The sequence below is a fragment of the Streptomyces sp. NPDC059668 genome, assembly GCF_042734135.1.
GTDB lineage: Bacteria > Actinomycetota > Actinomycetes > Streptomycetales > Streptomycetaceae > Streptomyces.
In genome coordinates this window covers 1-21,441 of sequence record NZ_JBHWEL010000040.1, presented here as the reverse complement: position 1 = coordinate 21,441, position 21,441 = coordinate 1, and the positions used below count along the sequence as shown (strand labels likewise).

Sequence of the window (21,441 nt, the reverse complement as noted above, 5' to 3'; positions counted from 1 at the left end):
GGCCCCCCCGCGCCGGGGGGGGGGGGCGGTGGGGGCGGGGGGGGGGGGGGCCCGGCGCGGGGGCCCGGGGCCCCGCCCCCCCCCCCCACCAGTCCCGCGCCTACGCCTTCCTGATCGGCGGCGTGCTCTGCTTCGCGCTGTTCTCCTGGTACCCGGCGATCCGCGCGGTCGTGATCGCCTTCCAGAAGTACACACCGGGCAGCGGCGGCGAGTGGGTCGGCACCGCCAACTTCACCCGGGTCTTCCACGACCCGGAGTTCACCGCCGCCTGGCGCAACACCCTCACCTTCACCCTCCTCGCCCTGCTCATCGGCTTCGCCGTCCCCTTCGTGATGGCCCTGGTCCTCAACGAACTCCGGCACGCGAAGGCCTTCTTCAGAGTCGTGGTCTATCTCCCGGTGATGATCCCGCCGGTGGTCAGCGCCCTGCTGTGGAAGTGGTTCTACGATCCCGGAGCGGGCCTGGCCAACGAGACGCTGCGCTTCCTGCACCTGCCGACCTCGAACTGGTCCAACGGCGCCGACACCGCGCTCGTCTCGCTGGTGATCGTCGCCACCTGGGCCAACCTCGGCGGCACCGTCCTCATCTACCTCGCCGCGCTCCAGAGCATCCCCGGTGAGCTGTACGAGGCGGCCGAACTGGACGGCGCGAGCCTCCTTCAGCGCATCCGGCACGTGACGATCCCGCAGACCCGCTTCATCATCCTCATGCTGATGCTGCTTCAGATCATCGCCACCATGCAGGTCTTCACGGAGCCGTTCGTGATCACCGGAGGCGGGCCCGAGGACAAGACCGTCACGGTGCTCTACCTGATCTACAAGTACGCCTTCCTCTACAACGACTTCGGCGGAGCCTGCGCGTTGAGCGTCATGCTGCTCGTCCTGCTCAGCGCCTTCTCCGCGGTGTATCTGAGGCTGACCCGCTCGGAAGGGGACGACGCATGAGCACCCGCACCCTGGTCTCCCCGCTCACCCTGGCCCGCCCGCGCGGCAAGGCCGTCTACTGGACGGTCTTCAGCGGTGTCGTCCTGCTCTTCGCGGTGGCCTTCCTCTTCCCCGTCTACTGGATGGTGACCGGCGCCATGAAGTCGCCGGACGAGGTGACGCGCACCCCGCCGACCCTCGTACCGCACGGCTTGCACCTGAGCGGCTACACCGACGCGTGGGACCTGATGGACCTGCCCACGCACCTGTGGAACACGGTCGTGCAGGCGGCGGGCGCCTGGCTCCTCCAGCTCGTCTTCTGCACCGCCGCCGCGTACGCCCTGTCCAAGCTGAAGCCCGCCTTCGGCAAGGTGGTCCTCGGCGGCATCCTCGCCACCCTGATGGTCCCCGCACAGGCCCTCGTGGTCCCGAAGTACCTGACCGTCGCGGACCTGCCCCTCATCCACACCAGCCTGCTGAACTCACCGCTCGGCATCTGGCTGCCGGCCGTCGCGAACGCCTTCAACCTCTATCTCCTCAAACGCTTCTTCGACCAGATCCCGCGCGACGTCCTGGAGGCCGCCGAGATCGACGGCGCCGGGAAACTGCGCACCCTGTGGTCGATCGTGCTGCCGATGTCCCGGCCCGTCCTCGGAGTCGTGTCGATCTTCGCCCTGGTCGCCGTCTGGCAGGACTTCCTGTGGCCGCTGATGGTGTTCTCCGACACCGACAAGCAGCCCATCAGCGTGGCTCTCGTCCAGCTGTCGCAGAACATCCAACTGACCGTGCTCATCGCCGCGATGGTCATCGCGAGCATTCCCATGGTCGTGATGTTCCTCGTGTTCCAGCGGCACATCATCGCCGGGATCAGCGCGGGCAGCACCAAGGGCTGACGCCTGTACCAGACCTCCTCGAACGAAAGGCAACGCACCGTGGGACAGCCCCGCCCTGCCCGAAATCAGTCCGCGTGGTGGCGTTCCGCCGTCATCTACCAGGTGTACGTCCGCAGTTTCGCGGACGGCGACGGCGACGGCACCGGCGACCTCGCGGGCGTCCGCGCGAAACTGCCCTACCTCGCCGAACTCGGGGTGGACGCCCTGTGGTTCAACCCCTGGTACCGCTCACCCATGGCCGACGGCGGCTACGACGTCGCCGACTACCGCTCCATCGACCCGGCCTTCGGGACGCTCGCCGAGGCGGAGAAGCTCATCGCCGAGGCCCGGGAGCTGGGCATCCGCACCCTCGTCGACATCGTGCCCAACCACGTGTCCGACCAGCATCCCTGGTTCCAGGCGGCCCTGGCGGGCGGCCCGGAGCGCGAACTGTTCCACTTCCGCCCCGGCCGCGGGGAGCACGGCGAACTCCCGCCCAACGACTGGCCGTCCCAGTTCGCCGGCTCCTCCGAACCGGTGTGGACGAGGCTGCCCGACGGCGACTGGTACCTCCACCTCTTCACCCCCGAGCAGCCCGACCTCAACTGGGAGCACCCGGCCGTCCGCCAGGAGCACGAGGAGATCCTGCGCTTCTGGTTCGAGCGGGGCGTGGCCGGCGTCCGTATCGACTCGGCCGCCCTGCTCGCGAAGGACCCCGAACTGCCCGACTACGTCGAGGGCCGCGACCCGAACCCGTACGTCGACCGGGACGAACTCCACGACATCTACCGCTCCTGGCGGTCGGTCGCCGACGCCTACGACGGCATCTTCGTCGGCGAGGTCTGGCTCCCCGACACCGAACGCTTCGCCCGCTACCTGCGCCCCGACGAGCTGCACACCGCCTTCAACTTCTCGTTCCTGTCCTGCCCCTGGGATGCCGGGCGGCTGCGCACCTCCATCGACGAGACCCTCGCCGAGCACGCGCCCGTCGGGGCGCCCGCCACCTGGGTGCTGTGCAACCACGACGTGACGCGCACGGTCACCCGCTACGGGCGTACGGACACCGGCTTCGACTTCACGACCAAGGCCTTCGGCACCCCCACCGACCTGGCCCTCGGCACCCGCCGGGCCCGCGCCGCCGCCCTGCTCTCGCTCGCCCTGCCCGGTTCCGTCTACGTCTACCAGGGTGAGGAACTCGGCCTTCCCGAGGTGGAGTTGCCCCTCTCCAGCATCCAGGACCCGATGCACTTCCGCTCCGGCGGCACCGATCCCGGCCGGGACGGCTGCCGGGTACCCCTGCCCTGGGAAGCCGGGGCCCCGTACGCCGGATTCGGCGGCGACCCCTGGCTGCCCCAGCCCGCCGACTGGGCCGGCTACGCCGCCGACCGCCAGTCCGAGGACCCCACCTCGATGCTGAGCCTCTACCGTGCCGCACTGCGCGTCCGCCGCGCCGAACCGGGGTTCGGTGACGGCCCGCTCAGCTGGCTGCCCGCCGACGAGGGCGTCCTCGCCTTCGCCCGCACGGACGGGCTGCTCTGCGTCGTCAACCTCGGCGGCGGACCGGTCGAGCTCCCGGCCCACTCCGAACTCCTGCTCGGCAGCGACCCGTTGGACGCCGACGGACTCCTCCCACCGGACACGGCGGTGTGGCTGCGCGCCTGAGACCGCCGAACCGCACAGCGCTGTCCCCACCCCCCACCCCGAAGGGATCAGCACATGCACAGCACGAGAACCGTCAGGCGCATGCCACTGGCGTGCGCCGCGGCAGCCGCCCTCGCCGCGGGCATGCTCGGCACCACCACGGCCCACGCCGCGGTGGCCGCGGCGGGCGCGAGCCTCCCCTTCACCTCGGTCGAGGCCGAGTCCGCCACCACCACCGGCACGAGGATCGGCCCCGACCACACCCAGGGCACTCTCGCCTCGGAGGCCTCCGGACGGCAGGCCGTACGCCTGTCGGCCGGCCAGCGTGTCGAGTTCACCGCCCCCCGCGCGGCCAACGCGGTGAACGTCTCCTACAGCGTCCCCGACGGCCAGTCCGGCACCCTCGACGTGTACATAAACGGCACCAGGATCTCCAAGACGCTCGCGGTCACCTCCAAGTACTCCTACGTGGACACGTCCTGGATCGCCGGTGCCAGACAGCACCACTTCTACGACAACGCCCGGCTGCTGCTCGGCCAGAACGTGCAGGCGGGCGACAGGATCGCGTTCCAGGCCACCTCGACCCAGGTCACCGTCGACGTGGCCGACTTCGAACAGGTCGCCGCCGCCGCGGCCCGGCCCGCGGGGTCGGTGTCCGTCACCGACAGGGGCGCGGACCCCAGCGGCCAGGGCGACTCCACCCAGGCCTTCCGGAACGCGATCTCCGCGGCCCAGGGCGGTGTCGTGTGGATCCCGCCGGGCGACTACCGGGTGACGTCCTCGCTCAGCGGGGTGCAGAACGTGACCCTCCAGGGCGCGGGCGGCTGGTACTCCGTCGTCCACGCCTCCCGCTTCATCGACCAGGGCGGTTCCTCGGGCGGCGTCCACCTCAAGGACTTCGCGGTCATCGGCGAGGTCACCGAACGCGTCGACTCCAACCCGGACAACTTCGTCAACGGTTCCCTCGGACCGGGAAGTTCGGTCTCCGGGATGTGGATCCAGCACGTCAAGGTCGGCCTGTGGCTGACCGGCAACAACGACAACCTCGTGGTCGAGAACAACCGCATCCTCGACACCACCGCCGACGGGCTCAACCTCAACGGCAACGCGCACGGCGTCCGCGTCAGCAACAACTTCCTACGCAACCAGGGCGACGACTCGCTCGCCATGTGGTCGCTGAACGGACCCGACAGCAACTCCAGCTTCGACAGCAACACCATCTCGCAGCCGAACCTCGCCAACGGCATCGCGATCTACGGCGGCACGGACATCAGCGTCAGGAACAACCTGGTCTCCGACACCAACGCCCTGGGCAGCGGCATCGCCGTCTCCAACCAGAAGTTCCTCGACCCCTTCTCCCCACTCGCCGGCACGATCACCGTCGACGGCAACACGCTCGTACGGACCGGGGCGATCAACCCCAACTGGAACCACCCGATGGGCGCCCTGCGCGTCGACTCCTACGACAGCGCGATCAACGCCACCGTCAACATCACCAACACGACGGTCACCGACAGCCCCTACAGCGCCTTCGAATTCGTCTCGGGCGGCGGTCACGGCAATCCCACCAACAACATCAACGTGACCGGGGCGACGGTGCGGAACACCGGGACGGTCGTCGTCCAGGCCGAGACACCGGGCTCGGCGAGGTTCAGCAACGTCCAGGCCACCGGCGTCGGCTCGGCCGGCATCTACAACTGTCCCTACCCGAGCGGCTCCGGCACCTTCACCGTCACCGACGGCGGCGGCAACTCCGGCTGGAACAGCACCTGGTCGGACTGCTCGGCCTGGCCGCAGCCCGGTCAGGGCAACCCGCCCCCGGACCAGAACGCCAACCTGGCCAAGGGGCGTCCCGCCACCGCCACCGGCTCCCAGGACGTCTACACCCCGGGCAAGGCCGTCGACGGCGACGCGAACACCTACTGGGAGTCCGGCAACAACGTCTTCCCGCAGGCGTTCACGGTGGACCTGGGCTCCTCGCAGGCCGTCCGCCGGCTCGTCCTGAAGCTGCCGCCGTCCTCGGCGTGGGGCGCCCGCACCGAGACGCTGTCCGTGCAGGGCAGCACCAACGGCTCCACCTATTCCACGGTGGTGGGCTCACAGGGCTACCGCTTCGACCCGGCGACCGGGAACACCGTGACGATCGCGCTGCCGGCCGGCACCGGCCTGCGCTACCTGCGGCTCGACGTCACCGCCAACACCGGTTGGCCGGCAGCCCAGTTCAGCGAAGTGGAGGCATATCTCTCCTCGTGACCGTCTCCCCGCGCTTCGCCGACTGGATCTGCTCGTACACCTGGGTCCGCAACTCGGCGAAGCGCGGGGCCACCCGGGTGTGCAACTGGTCCCGCTCCTCGGGCAGGTCGACCTTCAGCTGCTCCCGGACGACGGTGGGGGAGGCCGACAGGACCAGGACCCGCTCGCCCAGATAGACCGCCTCGTCGATGTCGTGGGTCACGAACAGGATGGTCATCCCGCGCTGCCGCCACAACCGGCGCACCAGGTCCTCCAGGTCGGCGCGGGTCTGCGCGTCGACCGCCGCGAACGGCTCGTCCATCAGCAGCACCTCGGGCTCGTAGGCGAGCGCCCGCGCGATCGCGACCCGCTGCTGCATCCCGCCGGACAGCTGCCACGGATAGGCCCCGGCCGCGTCGGACAGTCCGACGGACTCCAGCGCGTCCGCGACCAGCTCGTGCCGCCGGAGTCTGCCCAGCTTCTTCTGCTTCAGCGGGAGTTCGACGTTCTCGCCCACCCGCATCCAGGGGAAGAGGCTCCGCCCGTACTCCTGGAACACGAACGCCATGCCGGGCGGAGGCCCGTTCACCGGTCGCCCGGCGAGCCGTACCTCGCCCGCGGTCGGTGTGAGCAGCCCGCCCACGCACTTGAGCAGCGTGGTCTTGCCGCAGCCCGACGGCCCCACCAGACAGACGAGTTCACCCGTGTCCACCGTGAAGGTGAGGTCACGGACCGCCTCCACGCGGCGCCCCGACCCCTCGTAGACCTTCCGCAGTCCGGTGACGACCAAAGACGCGTGCATGGACCGCCCTTTCACGAGCGTCACGGGGACCGCCGGGTGGAATCCCGGAGGCCGTGGTACCAGCCGAGCACCCGGCGCTCCACGAACTGGAAGACGACCGAGAGGAGAAGGCCGAGCAGTCCCAGGACCAGGATCCCGGTCCACATGTCGGGGATCGCGAAGCCGCGCTGGAACTGCACGATGGTGAAGCCGAGTCCGTTGCTGGCCGCGAACATCTCGCTGATGACCATCAGGATGAGCCCGACGGACAGGGCCTGGCGAAGGCCCGCGAAGATCTGCGGGCTCGCCGCCGGCAGGACCACGTGCCGCAGCCGGGCGGCGCCCGTGACGCCGTACGAACGCGCCGTCTCGGCCATCACGGAGTCGACGGCCCGTACCCCCTCGACCGTGTTGAGCAGGATTGGCCAGAGGCAGCCGCCGGCGATCACGACGATCTTCATGGTGTCGCCGATGCCCGCGAACAGCATGATGACCGGCACCAGGACGGGTGGCGGCACCGCCCGCAGGAACTCCAGGACCGGCTCGCAGAACGCCCGCACCCGCCGGTACGAGCCGATGACCGTGCCCAGCGCCACACCCGCCACGGCCGCGGAGGCGTACCCCGCCAGCAGGCGCCCCACGCTGGGCAGGACGTCCGTGCGCAGCCGCTCGGCCGTCCAGACGTCCGGGAAAGTGCTGAGGATCGTGCGCAGCGGCGGCCAGTAGACCGCGGTGCTGTCGTCGGACGCGAACCACCAGGCCGTCACGAGCAGCGCCGGCAGCGCGACGACGAGCAGCGGTCGCAGCAGGAAGGCCGCTGCCCGGCCCCTGGGCCTGGCGAGGGGCGGGACGCTCCCGTCGTCCTTCGGCCCGGCCCGGCCGGAGCGGAAACCCCTCACACCGCCACCTCCCCGCGCACCGACTGGTGCCAGGCCAGTGCCCGACGCTCCACCGCGCGGGCGCCCAGGTTGATCACCAGCCCGAGCAGGCCGGTGACCACCACCAGCGCGTACAGGTCGGGGACGGCCTGTGAGGACTGGGCGACGGCGATCCGGGCGCCCAACCCCGGTGCGCCGATGACGAGTTCGGCGGTCACGGCGAGGATGAGGGCGACCGCGGCGGCCAGTCTGACACCCGTCATGACATAGGGGAGCGCGGTGGGCCACAGGACGTGCCGGGTGCGCGCCCAGGGGCCGAGGCCGTACGAGCGGGCCGTCTCCTCCGCCACCGGGTCGACGTCGCGGACGCCGTACAGGACCTGGACGAGGACCTGCCAGAAGGAGGCGTACACGACGAGGAGGAGGACGGAGCGCAGTTCGGTGCCGTACAGCAGGACGGCGAGGGGGATCAGGGCGACGGAGGGGATCGGGCGCAGGAACTCGATCGTGGAGGCGGTGGCCTCGCGCAGATACGGCACGACCGACACGACCAGCCCCACGACGACGCCCGCGACGACCGCGGTCGCCAGTCCCAGTGCCCAGCCGGTGAGGGTGTCGCCGAGGGCCGTCCAGAAGGCGCCGTCGGTGGTCTCCCGCCCGAGCGCGCCGGCGATCCGGCTGGTGGGCGGGAAGTAGGCCTCCTTGACCAGGCCGAGCCGCGGCGCCACCTCGCCCAGGGCGAGGAAGGCCGCGAGCCCGGCCGTACCGAGTGCCGCGTTCGCACCCCTCACGGCAGCAGTTCGTCGAGATCGGGAGCCGACTTGAAGAGCCCGTCCTGCGCGCCCAGCTTCTCCAGCGCCTCGATCGACGCGCGGTTGGGCTCGGCCGGCCACTTCGGCAGGGTCACCTTCGCGAGGACCGCCGCGGGGATCTTCGTGTACGAGGTGACGACGGAACGGACCTCGTCGGGGTGGGCGTCGGCGTAGGCGAGGGACTCGGCGGTGGCCTCCTGGAACCTCTTCACCACATCGGGGTTCTTCTGCTCGTACTGGGCGGACGTGAAGTACATCGCCACGGTGAGGTCCTCGGCGACGTCGACCAGGGACGAGGCGATCTCCGTGCCTCCCTGGCTCTTGACGGTGGCGAGCGCGGGCTCGACCACCATCGCCGCGTCGATCTGACCGCTGTCCAGGGCGGCGGGCATCTGGTCGAAGGCCAGCTCGACGAACTTCACCTTGGAGGGGTCGCCGCCCGCCTTGCGCACCGACTCGCGCACCGCGGTCTCGTTGATGTTCTTCAGCGTGTTGACGGCGACCTTCTTCCCCTCCAGGTCCTTCGCCGATGTGAGGGAGCTGCCCTTCTTCACCGTGATGGCGCCGAAGTCCTTGCCCGCCACGCCCGTTGAGGCGACACCGTTGGCCACCGCCTTCACCGGCACGTTCCGGCTGCGGGCGATCATCAGCGAGGTCATGTTGGAGAAGCCGAACTGGAACTGGCCGCTGACGACGCCCGGGACGATCGCGGCGCCGCCCTGCGCGGTCGTCATGGAGAGCTTGAGACCGCGTTTGCCGTAGAAGCCCTTCTGCTGCCCCAGGTAGAGCGGTGCGACGTCGACGATGGGGATGATCCCGACCTTGACCGTGGTGGTACCGCCGGACGACGTGCCCTTGTCCGACGTTCCGGAGTCGTCGGACGAGCCGCAGGCCGACGCGGCGACCAGGAAGGTTCCGACCGCGAGACCGGCGAGCAGACGACGCATGGCTCCTCCTGTGCAGACGACAGTGTTCCGACAGGCTGTGCGCACACCGCAATGTGGTGCTCAGCGGAAGGTAGAACCCCTGTACGACGGGGTCAATGGCCTTGGCTGACAATATTGTTGACAGTTATCGAAGTGCCGCCGGGTCGCCCTGGCGGGATGTCTACAGGTCGAGCACGAGCCGCTTCCCGCGGCACCGGGACACACAGATGAGCATGGTCCCGCCGGCCGCCCGCTCCGCGTCGGTGAGCACCGAGTCGCGGTGGTCCGGGGTCCCTTCGAGAACGTCCGTCTCGCACGTGCCGCAGGTGCCCTCGGCGCAGGAGAAGAGCACCTCGACGCCGGCGCCCCGCACGGTGTCGAGCACGGAGGCGTCCCCGGGGACGGTCAGCGTGCGGCCGCTGCGCGCCAGGACCACCTCGAACTCCCCGTCACCGTCGTCTTCGTGAGCTTTCGGGTGGAAGCGCTCGACGTGCAGCAGCCCGGTGGGGCACCGCTCCTCCACCGCGTCCAGCAGCGGCCCGGGACCGCAGCAGTAGACCAGCGTGCCCCCGGAGATGCCGGAGAGCACGGAGTCGAGGTCCAGCAGCCCGCACTCGTCCTGGGGAGCGATCCTCACCCGGTCCCCGTACCGGCTCAACTCCCCGACGAACGCCATGGAGTCGCGGGTCCGTCCGCCGTAGAGCAGCGTCCACTCCGCGCCCGCCGCCTGCGACGCGGCGAGCATCGGCAGGATCGGGGTGATGCCGATGCCGCCCGCGACGAACCGGTACCGGGGAGCGGGAGCGAGGGCGAAGCGCTGGCGCGGGCCGCGGACACGGACCGTGTCGCCCGAGCCCACCCGATCGTGCAGGTACGAGGACCCGCCACGGCCGTGCGGCTCCCGCAGCACCGCGATCCGCCACGCCCCGCGGTCCGCCGGGTCGCCGCACAGCGAGTACTGCCGCTCCAGCCCCGGACCGACCACGACGTCGATGTGGGCGCCCGGCTCCCAGCCGGGAAGTTCCTCGCCCTGCGGGTGGCGCAGGGTGAGGGCGATCACCCCTTCGGCGGCGAACTCCCGACGCGACACGACGAGTTCCGCCTCGTACAAGGTCGTCACCGGCTCTCCCGGGACGGGTGCCCTGCGGGGTGGGAGAGCATCCACTCCCACATCTCGACCGGATCCTGGGCAGTGTGCTCGGCGCCGCAGTGGCAGGTGCCGTGCAGCACGTCGGTGCCCGGGAGCCAGTCGACGCGGTAGATCTCGCGGTGCGTGGAGCGGGACGCCGGCGTCACAGGACCCTCTCCGTCGGCTTGTCGCCCTCCTCGGCCAGCCGGGCGAGGATACGGCGGGCTGCGAGCCCGCCGGTGTCGATGTTGATGCTCAGTTCCTGGTACCCGGCGCGTTCGTCGCCCAGTGTCCGCTGGAGCAGGTTGAGCGCGTCGACGTCCTGCATCACGACCGTGTGGTTGAGGTCCCGCATGATCGCGGTGACTTCCGTGTCCTCGCGGGCGAAGTCCCGGGAGACCGCCCAGAAGTCGTAGACGTGACCGTCGCGCGAGGGGGTGATGGCGTACGTGATCTCGGTGTGGAACGCGTTCGGGTCGCCGCCGTCCGCGTCGGGCAGCACCCCGACCGGTGCGACACGGCTGTGCAGCAGATACAGGCACGGAGCGTGGTACTCGATGTCCTGCCAGCGGGTGATGCGGCCCTCGACACCGGTGGAGCGCGCGTAGAACGGCGGACACTCGGCGTCGTCCATGTGCCGGCTGACCCGCACGATGCCGGCGCCCTCGTCGACCTCCGTCGTGATCGGCGTCTCGGCGACCTCGGGGGTGCCGATGTATCCACCGTGCAGATAGGTCTCGTGGGAGAGGTCGAGGAGGTTGTCGACGAGCAGGCCGTAGTCGGCGTCTATCGGCTCCATGCCCGAGACCGTGGTCCAGTCCGGGGAGTCCATGTGCCGGGCCCGCGGAACGGTCCCCGGGTCGGCGAGCGCCGGGTCGCCGACCCACACCCAGACGAACGCGTCCTGTTCGAGGACCGGGTACGCGGCGACCCGCGCCGTGCGCGGTACGCGTTTCTGCCCCGGCACGTACACACAGGTGCCCGTGGTGTCGTACGTGAACCCGTGATACCCGCACACGATCCGGTCAGCGTCGAGCCGGCCCCCGGAGAGCGGGAACCTGCGGTGCACACAGCGGTCGGCCAGCGCCACCACGGTCCCGTCGTCCTCGGTCCGGTAGAGCACGAGCGGTTCGCCCAGCACCGTCCGGCCGAGCAGCTCACGTCCCACCTCGTGGGCGAGTGCGGCGACGTACCACTGGTTCCTTGCGAAGGCGGTGGTGTGCGGCATCTTTGCGGCTCCCGTCTGACTGCTGTGGTGGCATCGTCGGGAAGGGGATCGTCGTGCCGCAACGGCTCTTCCGTCCCACGGAAGGGGAGGGCGGATCCACGTTGTCAGGGCGGGTGTTCGTCCCCCCTTCATCCCGGCGCGCGGGGTGCGACACGATCCCCGGCCCGCGCCGCGACCCGGTCCGGCGGCTCGCCGACCGCGCCTGCCGACAAGGCCCGTGCGCCGGCGCGAAAGACACCCCGGACGTGGTGCCCGAGAGTGGACGTCGTGCCGATCGCCCGCCCGCGGAGCGGCCGTCGGCGCGGACCCGGGACCGGGGGACCGGACCTGCCGGGACCGCATCCCCGCCCCGCCCAGATCAAGCCGTCGCCATACGGGCGACGGCGAGAATCCGAAGGAACTCCATGACCTCGCCCTCCCAGGTGCAGACCGTCGGCGGCCCCGTGTCGGCCGACGACCTCGGTACCGTCCTGATGCACGAGCACGTCTTCGTCCTGAGCGAGGAGTTCCGGCAGAGTCTGCCGGAGACCTGGGACGAGCAGGAACGCGTCAGCGACGCGGTGCGCCGGCTGAAGGACCTGGTGGCCACGGGCGTCACCACGATCGTGGACCCCACCGTGATCGGTCTCGGGCGCGACGTCTCCCGGGTCGCGCGGGTGAACGAGCAGGTCGACCTGAACATCATCGCGGCCACCGGCATCTACACGCTGGGCGACGTCCCGAACTTCTTCAGGTACCACGGCCCCGGCACCATGCTCGGCGGTGCGGAGGGAATGGCCGAGCTGTTCGTGCGGGAGCTCACCGAGGGCATCGCCGACACGGGGATCAGGGCCGCGTTCCTGAAGTGCGCGATCGAGGAAGAACTCACCCCCGGTGTGGAGCGGGTGATGCGGGCGGTGGCACAGGCGCACTTGCGCACCGGAGCGCCGATCACCGTCCACACCAACGCGGTCGCCCGCACCGGCCTCGTGGCCCAGGAGATCCTGCGCGGCGAGGGGGTGGACCTCGCGGCGGTCGTCGTCGGCCACAGCGGTGACACGGACGACCTGGACTACCTGCACGAGCTCATCGACAACGGCTCGTACGTCGGCATGGACCGCTTCGGTCTCGACATCCTGCTGCCGGGCGACCAGCGCGTGGCGACGGTCGCGGCCCTGGCCCAGGAGGGACTGGCCGACCGGATGGTGCTGTCCCACGACGCGTCGTGCCACATCGACTGGTTCCCCGCCGGGGTGCGCGAGCAGATCGCGCCGAACTGGCACCACACGCACCTGCACGACAGCGTGCTCCCCGCGCTGCGCCGCGCCGGTGTCACCGAGGACCAGCTCACGACCATGCTGGTCGACAATCCGCGCCGGTACTTCACCCCGCTGGGCGGCTGACCGGCCACGGAGGCGGCGCGCTCAGCGCGACTCCGTCCGAGGCGGGAGGGCGCCGTGCCGGGCGTCGCGGGGCGTCATGCCGAACTCCTGCCGGAACGCGGTGCTGAACGACGCGTGACTGCCGAACCCGCAGGAGTGGGCGATCTGCGCGACCGAGTGCCCGGCCCAGTTCGCACTGGCCAGCCGGGTCCGGGCGAGGCGCAGACGTTCGTGGCGTATGAGGTCGCGCGCGGTCGTGTCGGCTGCCTGGAGCACCTGCTGGATGTAGCGGGTGGACCAGCCGAGGGCGCGCGCGACGGTGGTGATGTCGAGGTCCTCGTCGCACGCGTGGCCGCGGATGTAGCGGCGTACCTCCGCCTCGACCGCCGCTCGTCCGCCCGGCGGTGCCGAATCGGTCGCGCCCTCGGCGGCCAGGCACACCAGGTCGAGCACGCGCTCGCAGGCGATGTCGAAGGCGGTCTCCGAGAACTGCTCGCGCTCCTCCTGCAACGTGGTCACCATCGTGCGGATCACCCGGCCCAGACCGCTGTCCGCGCTGAGCATCTGTGGCTCGCGGACGGCGGCCGGGTTCCGGTGGGCAACCTCGTGACCAGGAACGATCAGCGCGATGGAGAGGAAGTCGTCGTCGTGGGCGAAGGTCACCGGCCGGTCCATGTCGCACAGGGCCATGGCACCGGGCCGGATCTCGCCCGACGAGGGTCCCTGCTCCACCCAGGCCGTCCCGGCCAGGGGGACGAGCAGTTCACAGGTGCCGCGGGGATCGGAGGTGATGTGCCGGGCGTCCCGGGTCACCGTTTCCCGGCCGCCGCTGCACAGGGCGATGCCGTAGGACCGGGACCGCTGGGAGTCGAGCCGCCCCGTCCAGGGGGCGGTGCGGTCCGGCACGGTGATGCGACTCGCCCCGTGCAGACGGGTGAACGCATCGTTCCAGTCGCTCACCGAGGGTATGGGAGCGGCCGGGGTCCACTGGTACACGCGTCTCCCTCTCCGCTCGGCCCACGCGATCGTTCCCCAGCGTAATCGGACCGGACCGGACCGCGGCCCGGCCCGGGTGACGCACGGCCCTCCGCGCGGCCCGGCACCGGAAGTCGACGTCGCTCCTGTCACCCACAGTTCACCCCCGCCGCACCGACCCATGGAACGGACACCACCCCCCCCATGCCGAAGACCATCGTCATCACCGGCGCCAGCGACGGCATCGGAGCCGCCGCCGCCCGTCAACTCCGCCTGCACGGACACCGGATCGTCGTCGTCGGCCGTTCACCGCGGAAGACCGCGAAGGTCGCCGACGAGCTCGGAGCCGACGGCTTCACCGCCGACTTCACCTCCCTGGCCGAGGTCAGGAAACTCGCGGCGGACCTCGACGCCGCCTGCCCGCGCATCGACGTCCTGGTCAACAACGCCGGTGGCATCTTCGGCGACCGAGACAAGACGGCCGACGGGTTCGAGAAGACCCTGCAGATCAATCACCTGGCGCCGTTCCTGCTGACGAACCTGCTCATGGACAAGCTCCTGGCCGGCAAGGCGTCGGTCATCCAGACCTCCAGCGTGGGGGCCCGTCTGTTCGGGAGGCTCGACATCGACGACCTGGACAACGACGCGGGCTACACGGCCCACCGGGCGTACGGCACGGCGAAGTTGGAGAACATCCTCTTCACCAAGGAGCTCCACGCCCGCTTCGCGTCCTACGGCCTGTCCGCCGCCGCCTTCCATCCCGGTGCCGTCGCGACCGGCTTCGCGGCCGGCAGCAAGAGTTTCATGCGCCCGGTGTACGGCAACCCCCTCAGCCGGTTCTTCATGGCCCGCCCGGAGAAGGGGGCCCGGCAGATGGTTCGGCTCGCCGACGGCACCCCCGGCACGGACTGGCAGTCCGGTACGTACTACGAGAGCGGCAGGCCCGCCCGGCGCAACCATCCGCAGGCCGACGACGCCGGCCTCGCCCGCGCACTCTGGAACCGTTCGAGTGAACTCGTCGGAGTGGACAACCTGAATCCCTGACGAGGACCCGGGCCTGCCTGTTCCTGCCGGTCACCGGCAGGTCACCGGCAGGAACAGCGAGCCCGAACCCCGAAGCCGACGCATGTCTCCGCCGTCCGACGCCCGGGACCAGGGGTGTTCCGCCGGTCCCGGGACGGACCGGCGGATGAGGGGCGTGCGGCGCCCTCCGTTCGGCTGGAGGAGCCGGACGCGTGCGGGAGACAATGGTTCCGAGCACCGATCGCCGGTGTCGGGACCGCACGGTCGGAGGAACGATGCATTCTGCGGAACTCTCGGACTTTCTGCGGTCGCGCCGCGCGGCACTGACCCCACAGGAGGTGGGGCTGCCGTGGCCGTCCGGCGCGCGGCGTGTCAAGGGACTGCGCCGCGAGGAGCTGGCGCTGCTGGCCGGCGTGAGCGCGGACTACTACACCCGCCTGGAACAGGGCAGAGCCAGGAACGTCTCCGCACAGGTCCTGTCCGCCGTGGCGGACGCGCTGCGGCTGACCGGGCTCGAGCGGCGGCATCTGTTCTCGATGGCCCAGCCGGGGCTCGTGCCGGACGGACCGAACCGGCCGCCCACGTCGCGGGTGCTCAAGGCGCGGCCGGCTGTGCGGATGATGATGGAGGCCCTGGACCCCACCCCGGTCGTGCTGCACGGCCCCCGGCTGGAGGTGATCGCCTCCAACCGGATGGGCAAGGTGCTCATCGACGATTTCGACGCGATGCCGGCGGCCGAGCGGAACCTGGTGCGGTGGATGTTCCTCAACCCCCGGGCCCGCACGGTCTATCCCGACTGGGCGGAGATCGGTGCCCAGATGGTGGCCGTCCTGCGGGTCGCCGCCGGGGAGGAGCCGGACCCGGCGCTGGCCGAGCTGGTCGGCGAGCTGACCGCGCGCAGCGACGCTTTCTCCCGGGCGTGGGCCGAGTACGGGGTCTTCCAGCACACGCACGGCAGGAAGCGGTTCCATCACGAGGCGGTCGGCATCATGACGGTCAACTACGAGTCCCTCGCGCTGCCCGACGACCCGGGTCTGTCGCTGCTCGTGTACACCGCGGACAGCGGATCGCCCTCCGAGGAGAAGCTGCGCATCCTGTCCAGCTGGGCCGCGGGACGCCGTGCGGAGGCGCTCACCGGGTGTGCCGAACCGGAGGAAGCGCGGCAGACATCGTAGGGACGCCACGGCCGAGGCCGGAGATGGACACCGCTGGCCTCGGCCGAGCGGCACCTCAGCCGATGGCCACCTCGTCGTCGACGGACAGGGCGGTCTGCCGCCACTGGCGCAGGATGGCACCGGTGGCGGCCAGCTTCGTCTCGACATCGGCGACCGTGGCGCCGCCCAGCGGGATGCGGATCGGGAGGCCGGCACCGCGGACCGCCTCGATCACGACGGCGGCGGCCCTGGCCGGATCGCCCGCCTGCGCGTGGTTGGAGTCCTGGGCCCAGTCGCGGGAGGCTCCCGAGGTCGCGGCGTAGGCGTCGATGACCTTCTCGGCGCGGACCAGCGACGTGGTGTCGAGGAAGTCGGTCCGCAGCGGGCCCGGCTCGACGGCGCTCACCCGGATGCCCAGGGGCCGCAGTTCCAGAGCCATGGCCTCGGTCAGCCCTTCCACCGCGAACTTCGTGGCGCAGTAGACGCCCCAGCCGGCCCAGCCGACGAAGCCACCGACCGAGCTGATGTTGATGATGGTGCCGGCCCGCGACGCGCGCATGGCCGGCAGGACGGCGCGGGTGACGGTCAGCAGGCCGAAGACGTTGGTGTCGAACAGTGCGCGTGCCTCGTCGTCGGAGGTTTCCTCCACCGCTCCCACCAGTCCGCGGCCGGCGTTGTTGACCAGTACGTCCACCCGCCCGAAGTGGGACAGCGCACTGTGCACGGCGGCCTCGGCCCGGGCGGAATCGTCGACGTCGAGCGCGAGCGGCAGCAGCCTGTCGCCGTATCCCGGCAGCGCGTCGTGCACCGCCTGCGGATTCCGGGCGGTCGCCACGACGTTGTCGCCGGCGTCGAGGGCCTGCCGGGCGATGTGCAGCCCGAGGCCGCGGGAAGCGCCGGTGACGAACCAGGTGGTGGACATACGAACTCCAGGAGAGGAAGTGCCGGCGGCACGGGTGGGCGTCCCGGGCGGACGCGGGGCCCGGCGGACACGGGGTTCCCTTCGCGATGCGGGACGGGGCGGAACGGGACAGCGACCGGCGCCCGGCAGCCTCCGCGACAGCGTCGGCGGTCCGGACCGGGGCGGGCTGTGCCCTCAGTCAACGCCGTCCGCCAGGCCCGTTCCATACGTTGCCTGGCCCTGCCCAGCCTGGTCCTGGCAGACCCAGGATCGCTGCCGCCTGCCGCCTGCCGCCTGTCGTCTGCCGCTTATGGCGGAAGCAGCCGACCCTCCAGACATGTAAATCAGGCACATGAATATCGATGGGCGAGCTTTTTCCTCGTGCCGAATTTCGACTCCGGAAACCATCGGCCGAAATGTGGAGCAGTGGTTCGAAGCGATGGCCGGAGTAATTCCGAAAATGGTGTGACTGACGTGGTCACACCGCCGTCACCCTTTTGATGATTCCGTCATCCCGTGCTCCTCCCTAACGTTATGTGGCAGGAACGACGACCCACGAACGAAAGGAAGAGGCGATGGCGGAACCCTTCGTCACCGGGCCGCTCGACACCGACCGAGGGACCGGTACGAGCAGAGCCGACGTGCAGGTCCGACGGGCGGGTACGACCCTGCTCATCACGATCGACCGCCCACGAGCACGCAATTCCGTCAACGCCGAGGTCGCCGCCCTGCTGGCGAGCGCCCTGGACGAACTGGAGGCGGACCCGGGACTCCGGGCCGGCGTGCTGACCGGTGCCGAGGGCACCTTCAGCGCCGGAATGGACCTGAAGGCGGCCCTGCGGGGCGAGTCCCCGGATATCCCGGGGCGCGGATTCGGCGGCGTGACCGAGGCCGACCGGACGAAGCCGCTGATCGCCGCCGTGGAGGGCTGGGCCATGGGGGGCGGCTTCGAACTGGCCCTCGCGTGCGACCTGATCGTGGCCGCGCGGGACGCGCACTTCGGTCTGCCGGAGGTCAAGCGGGGACTGATCGCCGCCGGCGGGGGAGTGATCCGGCTGCCCCGGCGCATCCCCTACCACCTCGCGATGGAGCTGCTGCTGACCGGCGAGCCGGTGAGTGGCGTCCGGGCCGGTGAGCTGGGTCTTGCCAACCGGGTCGTGCCCGCCGGCCGGACCGTGCCGGAGGCCCTCCTGCTCGCCGAACGGCTGGCGGCGAACGCCCCCCTGGCGCTGGCCGCCGTGAAGGAGGTCGCCCGGGCCGCGGACGGCGTACCCGAGGCCGAAGCCTTCGCCGCGCAGCGCACGGTGATGGGGGAGCTGATGGCCACGGCCGACGTCCGGGAGGGCATGACCGCCTTCGCCGAGCGCCGGGCCCCGCAGTGGACGGGGAAGTGACATGCGGATCGAAGACGTCCGGCGGCATCCGACCACCCCGCTGACCAGCCCCGCGTACGCGCCCACCGTTCCGCGCTTCACCGACCGCGAATACCTCAACATCGTCTACCGCACCGATCCCGACGCGCTGCGTGCCGTCGTGCCCGAACCCCTTCGGATCGACGAACCGCTGGTCCGCTTCGAGATCATGAAGATGGGCGACGTCAGCGGTTTCGGTCCCTACACCGAGGCCGGACAGGCGATCGAGGTCGTCTTCGAGGGCGAGCGGGGCGAGTACCTGCACGCGATGTACCTGGACAACTTCCCGGCGACCGCGTCGGGGCGCGAGGTCAGCGCGTATCCGAAGGTCATCGGCGCACCCACGCTGTACATCGACAACGGGACGCTCGTCGGCACGCTCGACTACGGAACCCTCCGTGTCGCCACCGCGACCATGGGCTACAAGCACCGGGTTCTCGACGAGGCCACGGCCAGGGACCAGATCACCGTCCCGACCTTCATGCTCAAGTCCGTCCCGGGCTACCACCGTGACCTGCGCGTCCAGGAACTGGTGCGCACCGAGATCACCGATGTGGTGGTCAAGGAGGCGTACGCCGGCCCGGCCCGGCTCCAGCTCTTCGCCCATGTCCTCGCCCCGCTGGCGGACCTGCCCGTCCTGGAGGTCGTCTCGGCCAGCCACATCCTCACCGACCTGACCCTCGCACCCGTCGAGCCGGTCTTCGACTACCTGAAGGAAGGCGCCCAGTGACGCATCCGTTCCGTACCGCCGCCGTGATCGGCGCGGGCACCATCGGACTCTCCTGGACGGCGCTGTTCGCCGCGCACGGCCTGGACGTCCACGTCAGCGATCCCCGCCCCGACCTGCCGGAGGCGCTCGCCGAGGCGCTCGCCGCGTTCGCCCCGCAGCTGGCCGCCCAGGGCCTGGACACCTCCGGCCTCGCCGGCCGCGTACACGTCGCGGGCGACGTCACCGAGGCCGTTCGGCACGCGGACGTCGTCCAGGAGAACGGCCCCGAGCGCGTCGAGTTCAAGAAGGAGCTGTTCGCCCGGCTGGTCCGGGAGACCCCCGGGCACGCGCTGCTGCTCAGCTCGTCGTCGGCGATCCCGGCGACCGCTTTCACCACGGAACTCGAGGACGCCGGCCGCATCCTCATCGGGCATCCCTTCAACCCGCCCCACCTGCTGCCGCTCGTCGAGGTCGTGCCCGGCGCACGCACCACCGAGGAAGCCGTGCGGGAGGCCGTCGACTTCTACACCGCCGTCGGCCGCACCCCCGTCGTCGAACGCCAGGAGATCCCCGGCTTCGTCGGCAACCGGCTCCAGAACGCGCTCAGCCGCCAGGCCGTCCACCTCGTCCAGGAAGGCGTGGTGACCCCCGAGGACCTGGACACCATCGTGACCCACTCGCTCGGCGTCCGCTGGGCGACGGTCGGGCCGTTCCTCGGCGCGCACCTGGGCGGTGGCCCCGGCGGCTACCGCCACATCACCGAGCACATCGGCTCGACCATGCAGCGGATGCCCCTCGGTGAGCCTTCGCAGGACCCCGAGGACCGGGAGCGGGTGATCCAAGCGGTGGAGAGGGCATACGGCTCTACGCCGTACGCCGACCTCGCCGAAGCCCGCGACCGCCGACAACTCGCCGTCCTGTCCGCCCTGGAGGACATCCGGCGCACCGAGCACACCAAGGAGAAGTGAGATGACCACCGCCACCGCCGCCACCACGACCGCCACTGCCGCCACCACGAGCGCCACCACCGTCACCCCCGCCGAACAGCAGGACGACCAACTGGCCGCCGACTTCTACCAGTACGAGGCGCTGCTGTCGGACGAGGAGCGCGAGATCCTGCTCAAGGCCCGCGCCTTCCTGCGCAAGGAGATCAAGCCGCTGGTGAACGAGTACTGGGGCAAGGGCGAGTTCCCCTTCGAGATGATCGAGAAGTTCCGCGGCAGCGGGCTGGCCGCCCTGGCCTACGAGGGCTACGGCGAGCACAAGCCGGCCGCCAGCCACCTGCTCGGCGGCATGCTCGCCACCGAGCTGGGCCGTGTCGACGCCTCCACCGCCACCTTCTTCGGCGTCCACAACGGGCTCGGCTTCTACTCCATCTACTACGGCGGCGACCAGGAGCAGCGCGACAGGTTCCTGCCCGCCATGGCCTCGATGGACAAGATCGGCGCCTTCGCCCTGACCGAACCGCTCGGTGGCTCCGACGTCTCCGGCGGCATGCGTACCACCGCCAGGCGCGAAGGCGACGACTGGATCCTCAACGGCGCCAAGAAGTGGATCGGCAACGCCACCTTCGCCGACTACGTCGTGGTCTTCGCCCGGGACGTCGACGACAACAAGGTCAAGGCCTTCGTCGTCGAGAAGGGCACCCCCGGCTTCCGGCCGGAGAAGATCGAGGGCAAGATCGCGCTGCGGATCGTGCAGAACGCCGAGATCACCCTGACCGACGTCCGTGTGCCGGAGGCCAACCGGCTGCACAACATCAAGGGCTTCCGGGACGTCGCGGAGGTCCTGCGCGTCACCCGCGGCGGGGTCGCCTGGCAGGCCCTCGGCGTCATGATCGGCGCCTACGAACTCGCACTCGACTACGCCAAGGAACGCATAGCCTTCGGCCGTCCGATCGCCAAGTTCCAGATGGTGCAGGACCTGCTGGTCAAGAGCCTGGGCAACATCACCGCCTCCTGGGGCATGCTGGTCCAGCTCGCCCGGCTCCAGGACCAGGGCATCTTCCGCGACGAGCAGTCCGCGCTGGCCAAGGAGTACGTCGCGGCCCGTATGCGCGAATCCGTGGCCTGGTGCCGCGAGATCTTCGGCGGCAACGGCATCGTCCTCGACTACGACGTCGCCCGGTTCTTCTCCGACGCCGAGGCTCTCTACTCGTACGAGGGAACCCACCAGATGCAGACCCTCATCGTCGGCAAGTCCATCACCGGCCACAGCGCCTTCGTGGGGTGACGGCGATGACCACCGAATCCGTCTTCACCGGTCTGAAGGTCCTCGACGTGGCGAGCTTCATCGCGGCACCGGCCGCGGCGACCATGCTCTCCGACTTCGGGGCGGACGTCATCAAGATCGAGCCGCCGGGTGCGGGCGACCCCCAGCGGCGGCTGAGTTCCGTACCGCCCAGTCCCAGGGCGCAGGCCAACTACGGCTGGCACCTCGCCAACCGCAACAAGCGGGGCATGGTGCTCGACCTGAAGTCACCGG

Annotated in this window: 21 protein-coding genes; 12 read left to right on the top strand and 9 right to left on the bottom strand. The window is 70.5% G+C overall.

Annotated elements, in window-relative coordinates; genetic code table 11:
• The 4 genes from ACFV2J_RS25790 to ACFV2J_RS25775 all read left to right on the top strand — a co-directional run.
• Nucleotides 1-944, top strand: a 944-nt coding sequence (locus tag ACFV2J_RS25790) for a carbohydrate ABC transporter permease (RefSeq protein ID WP_385440830.1), incomplete at its 5' end; no start/stop codon positions are given.
• Nucleotides 941-1,816, top strand: a complete 876-nt coding sequence (locus tag ACFV2J_RS25785) for a carbohydrate ABC transporter permease (RefSeq protein ID WP_385095618.1) — start codon at nt 941-943, stop codon at nt 1,814-1,816. The genes ACFV2J_RS25790 and ACFV2J_RS25785, both read left to right, overlap by 4 nt.
• 39 nt (nt 1,817-1,855) lie before the next feature.
• A complete protein-coding gene (locus tag ACFV2J_RS25780) occupies nt 1,856-3,457 on the top strand; it encodes a glycoside hydrolase family 13 protein (RefSeq protein WP_385440826.1) in 1,602 nt (533 codons plus the stop codon).
• Nucleotides 3,458-3,511: 54 nt separating this feature from the next.
• Nucleotides 3,512-5,689, top strand: a complete 2,178-nt coding sequence (locus tag ACFV2J_RS25775; RefSeq protein ID WP_385095624.1) for a discoidin domain-containing protein — start codon at nt 3,512-3,514, stop codon at nt 5,687-5,689.
• On the opposite strand, the gene ACFV2J_RS25770 is transcribed toward ACFV2J_RS25775, so the two are convergent.
• The 7 genes from ACFV2J_RS25770 to ACFV2J_RS25740 form a co-directional block, all read right to left on the bottom strand.
• Complete coding sequence (locus ACFV2J_RS25770; RefSeq protein ID WP_385440822.1) at nt 5,658-6,470, bottom strand: ABC transporter ATP-binding protein; 813 nt, start codon at nt 6,468-6,470, stop codon at nt 5,658-5,660. The two genes, ACFV2J_RS25775 and ACFV2J_RS25770, sit on opposite strands and share 32 nt — an antisense overlap.
• 20 nt (nt 6,471-6,490) lie before the next feature.
• Nucleotides 6,491-7,258: an ABC transporter permease gene (locus ACFV2J_RS25765; protein ID WP_385088013.1), complete on the bottom strand. Its 768-nt coding sequence runs from the start codon at nt 7,256-7,258 to the stop codon at nt 6,491-6,493.
• 86 nt (nt 7,259-7,344) lie between these two features.
• Nucleotides 7,345-8,118 carry an ABC transporter permease gene (locus ACFV2J_RS25760; RefSeq protein ID WP_385087984.1) on the bottom strand — a complete coding sequence of 258 codons (774 nt, stop codon included), beginning with the start codon at nt 8,116-8,118 and terminating at the stop codon, nt 7,345-7,347.
• A complete protein-coding gene (locus ACFV2J_RS25755; protein ID WP_385087986.1) occupies nt 8,115-9,086 on the bottom strand; it encodes an ABC transporter substrate-binding protein in 972 nt (323 codons plus the stop codon). Before ACFV2J_RS25755 ends, ACFV2J_RS25760 begins: the two co-directional genes overlap by 4 nt.
• A 160-nt stretch (nt 9,087-9,246) precedes the next feature.
• On the bottom strand, nt 9,247-10,185 hold the full coding sequence (locus ACFV2J_RS25750) for a PDR/VanB family oxidoreductase (protein WP_385087988.1): 939 nt from the start codon (nt 10,183-10,185) through the stop codon (nt 9,247-9,249).
• Nucleotides 10,182-10,361, bottom strand: a complete 180-nt coding sequence (locus ACFV2J_RS25745; RefSeq protein WP_385087990.1) for a hypothetical protein — start codon at nt 10,359-10,361, stop codon at nt 10,182-10,184. Before ACFV2J_RS25745 ends, ACFV2J_RS25750 begins: the two co-directional genes overlap by 4 nt.
• Entirely contained in the window at nt 10,358-11,422 is a 1,065-nt protein-coding gene (locus tag ACFV2J_RS25740) for a Rieske 2Fe-2S domain-containing protein (protein WP_385087992.1), read from the bottom strand. The genes ACFV2J_RS25745 and ACFV2J_RS25740 overlap by 4 nt, the downstream gene beginning before the upstream one ends.
• A 404-nt stretch (nt 11,423-11,826) precedes the next feature.
• On the opposite strand from ACFV2J_RS25740, the gene ACFV2J_RS25735 reads away from it, so the two are divergent.
• Entirely contained in the window at nt 11,827-12,804 is a 978-nt protein-coding gene (locus tag ACFV2J_RS25735) for a phosphotriesterase (protein WP_385087994.1), read from the top strand.
• Between the two features lie 21 nt (nt 12,805-12,825).
• Here the strand turns inward: ACFV2J_RS25735 and ACFV2J_RS25730 are convergent, their stop codons facing one another.
• Nucleotides 12,826-13,743 carry an AraC family transcriptional regulator gene (locus ACFV2J_RS25730; RefSeq protein WP_385087995.1) on the bottom strand — a complete coding sequence of 306 codons (918 nt, stop codon included), beginning with the start codon at nt 13,741-13,743 and terminating at the stop codon, nt 12,826-12,828.
• Nucleotides 13,744-13,962: 219 nt separating this feature from the next.
• On the opposite strand from ACFV2J_RS25730, the gene ACFV2J_RS25725 reads away from it, so the two are divergent.
• Together ACFV2J_RS25725 and ACFV2J_RS25720 are read left to right on the top strand one after the other, a co-directional pair.
• Nucleotides 13,963-14,802: an SDR family NAD(P)-dependent oxidoreductase gene (locus ACFV2J_RS25725; RefSeq protein ID WP_385087997.1), complete on the top strand. Its 840-nt coding sequence runs from the start codon at nt 13,963-13,965 to the stop codon at nt 14,800-14,802.
• A gap of 254 nt (nt 14,803-15,056) precedes the next feature.
• A complete protein-coding gene (locus ACFV2J_RS25720) occupies nt 15,057-15,956 on the top strand; it encodes a helix-turn-helix domain-containing protein (RefSeq protein ID WP_385087999.1) in 900 nt (299 codons plus the stop codon).
• A gap of 55 nt (nt 15,957-16,011) precedes the next feature.
• Here ACFV2J_RS25720 and ACFV2J_RS25715 read toward each other — a convergent pair whose 3' ends face one another.
• Nucleotides 16,012-16,857 (bottom strand): SDR family NAD(P)-dependent oxidoreductase, encoded by an 846-nt coding sequence (locus ACFV2J_RS25715; RefSeq protein WP_385088001.1) that lies wholly within the window; start codon nt 16,855-16,857, stop codon nt 16,012-16,014.
• A 554-nt stretch (nt 16,858-17,411) separates the two neighbouring features.
• On the opposite strand from ACFV2J_RS25715, the gene ACFV2J_RS25710 reads away from it, so the two are divergent.
• The 5 genes from ACFV2J_RS25710 to ACFV2J_RS25690 all read left to right on the top strand — a co-directional run.
• Nucleotides 17,412-18,230, top strand: a complete 819-nt coding sequence (locus ACFV2J_RS25710) for a crotonase/enoyl-CoA hydratase family protein (RefSeq protein ID WP_385088003.1) — start codon at nt 17,412-17,414, stop codon at nt 18,228-18,230.
• 1 nt (nt 18,231) lies between these two features.
• Nucleotides 18,232-18,978 (top strand): acetoacetate decarboxylase, encoded by a 747-nt coding sequence (locus ACFV2J_RS25705; RefSeq protein ID WP_385088005.1) that lies wholly within the window; start codon nt 18,232-18,234, stop codon nt 18,976-18,978.
• A complete protein-coding gene (locus ACFV2J_RS25700; protein WP_385088007.1) occupies nt 18,975-19,925 on the top strand; it encodes a 3-hydroxyacyl-CoA dehydrogenase NAD-binding domain-containing protein in 951 nt (316 codons plus the stop codon). Before ACFV2J_RS25705 ends, ACFV2J_RS25700 begins: the two co-directional genes overlap by 4 nt.
• A gap of 1 nt (nt 19,926) precedes the next feature.
• Nucleotides 19,927-21,189, top strand: a complete 1,263-nt coding sequence (locus ACFV2J_RS25695; RefSeq protein WP_385088009.1) for an acyl-CoA dehydrogenase family protein — start codon at nt 19,927-19,929, stop codon at nt 21,187-21,189.
• A gap of 5 nt (nt 21,190-21,194) precedes the next feature.
• Nucleotides 21,195-21,441: CoA transferase (locus ACFV2J_RS25690; RefSeq protein ID WP_385440809.1), on the top strand; the 247-nt coding region annotated here is incomplete at its 3' end.

Excerpts from the sequence above, each read along its gene's own strand:
- ACFV2J_RS25755 (WP_385087986.1), bottom strand. The coding sequence starts at position 9,086 with ATGCGTCGTCTGCTCGCCGGTCTCGCGGTCGGAACCTTCCTGGTCGCC.
- ACFV2J_RS25770 (WP_385440822.1), bottom strand. The coding sequence starts at position 6,470 with ATGCACGCGTCTTTGGTCGTCACCGGACTGCGGAAGGTCTACGAGGGG.
- ACFV2J_RS25720 (WP_385087999.1), top strand. The coding sequence starts at position 15,057 with ATGCATTCTGCGGAACTCTCGGACTTTCTGCGGTCGCGCCGCGCGGCA.
- ACFV2J_RS25715 (WP_385088001.1), bottom strand. The coding sequence starts at position 16,857 with ATGTCCACCACCTGGTTCGTCACCGGCGCTTCCCGCGGCCTCGGGCTG.
- ACFV2J_RS25735 (WP_385087994.1), top strand. The coding sequence starts at position 11,827 with ATGACCTCGCCCTCCCAGGTGCAGACCGTCGGCGGCCCCGTGTCGGCC.
- ACFV2J_RS25710 (WP_385088003.1), top strand. The coding sequence starts at position 17,412 with ATGGCGGAACCCTTCGTCACCGGGCCGCTCGACACCGACCGAGGGACC.
- ACFV2J_RS25695 (WP_385088009.1), top strand. The coding sequence starts at position 19,927 with ATGACCACCGCCACCGCCGCCACCACGACCGCCACTGCCGCCACCACG.
- ACFV2J_RS25740 (WP_385087992.1), bottom strand. The coding sequence starts at position 11,422 with ATGCCGCACACCACCGCCTTCGCAAGGAACCAGTGGTACGTCGCCGCA.
- ACFV2J_RS25775 (WP_385095624.1), top strand. The coding sequence starts at position 3,512 with ATGCACAGCACGAGAACCGTCAGGCGCATGCCACTGGCGTGCGCCGCG.
- ACFV2J_RS25705 (WP_385088005.1), top strand. The coding sequence starts at position 18,232 with ATGCGGATCGAAGACGTCCGGCGGCATCCGACCACCCCGCTGACCAGC.
- ACFV2J_RS25785 (WP_385095618.1), top strand. The coding sequence starts at position 941 with ATGAGCACCCGCACCCTGGTCTCCCCGCTCACCCTGGCCCGCCCGCGC.
- ACFV2J_RS25725 (WP_385087997.1), top strand. The coding sequence starts at position 13,963 with ATGCCGAAGACCATCGTCATCACCGGCGCCAGCGACGGCATCGGAGCC.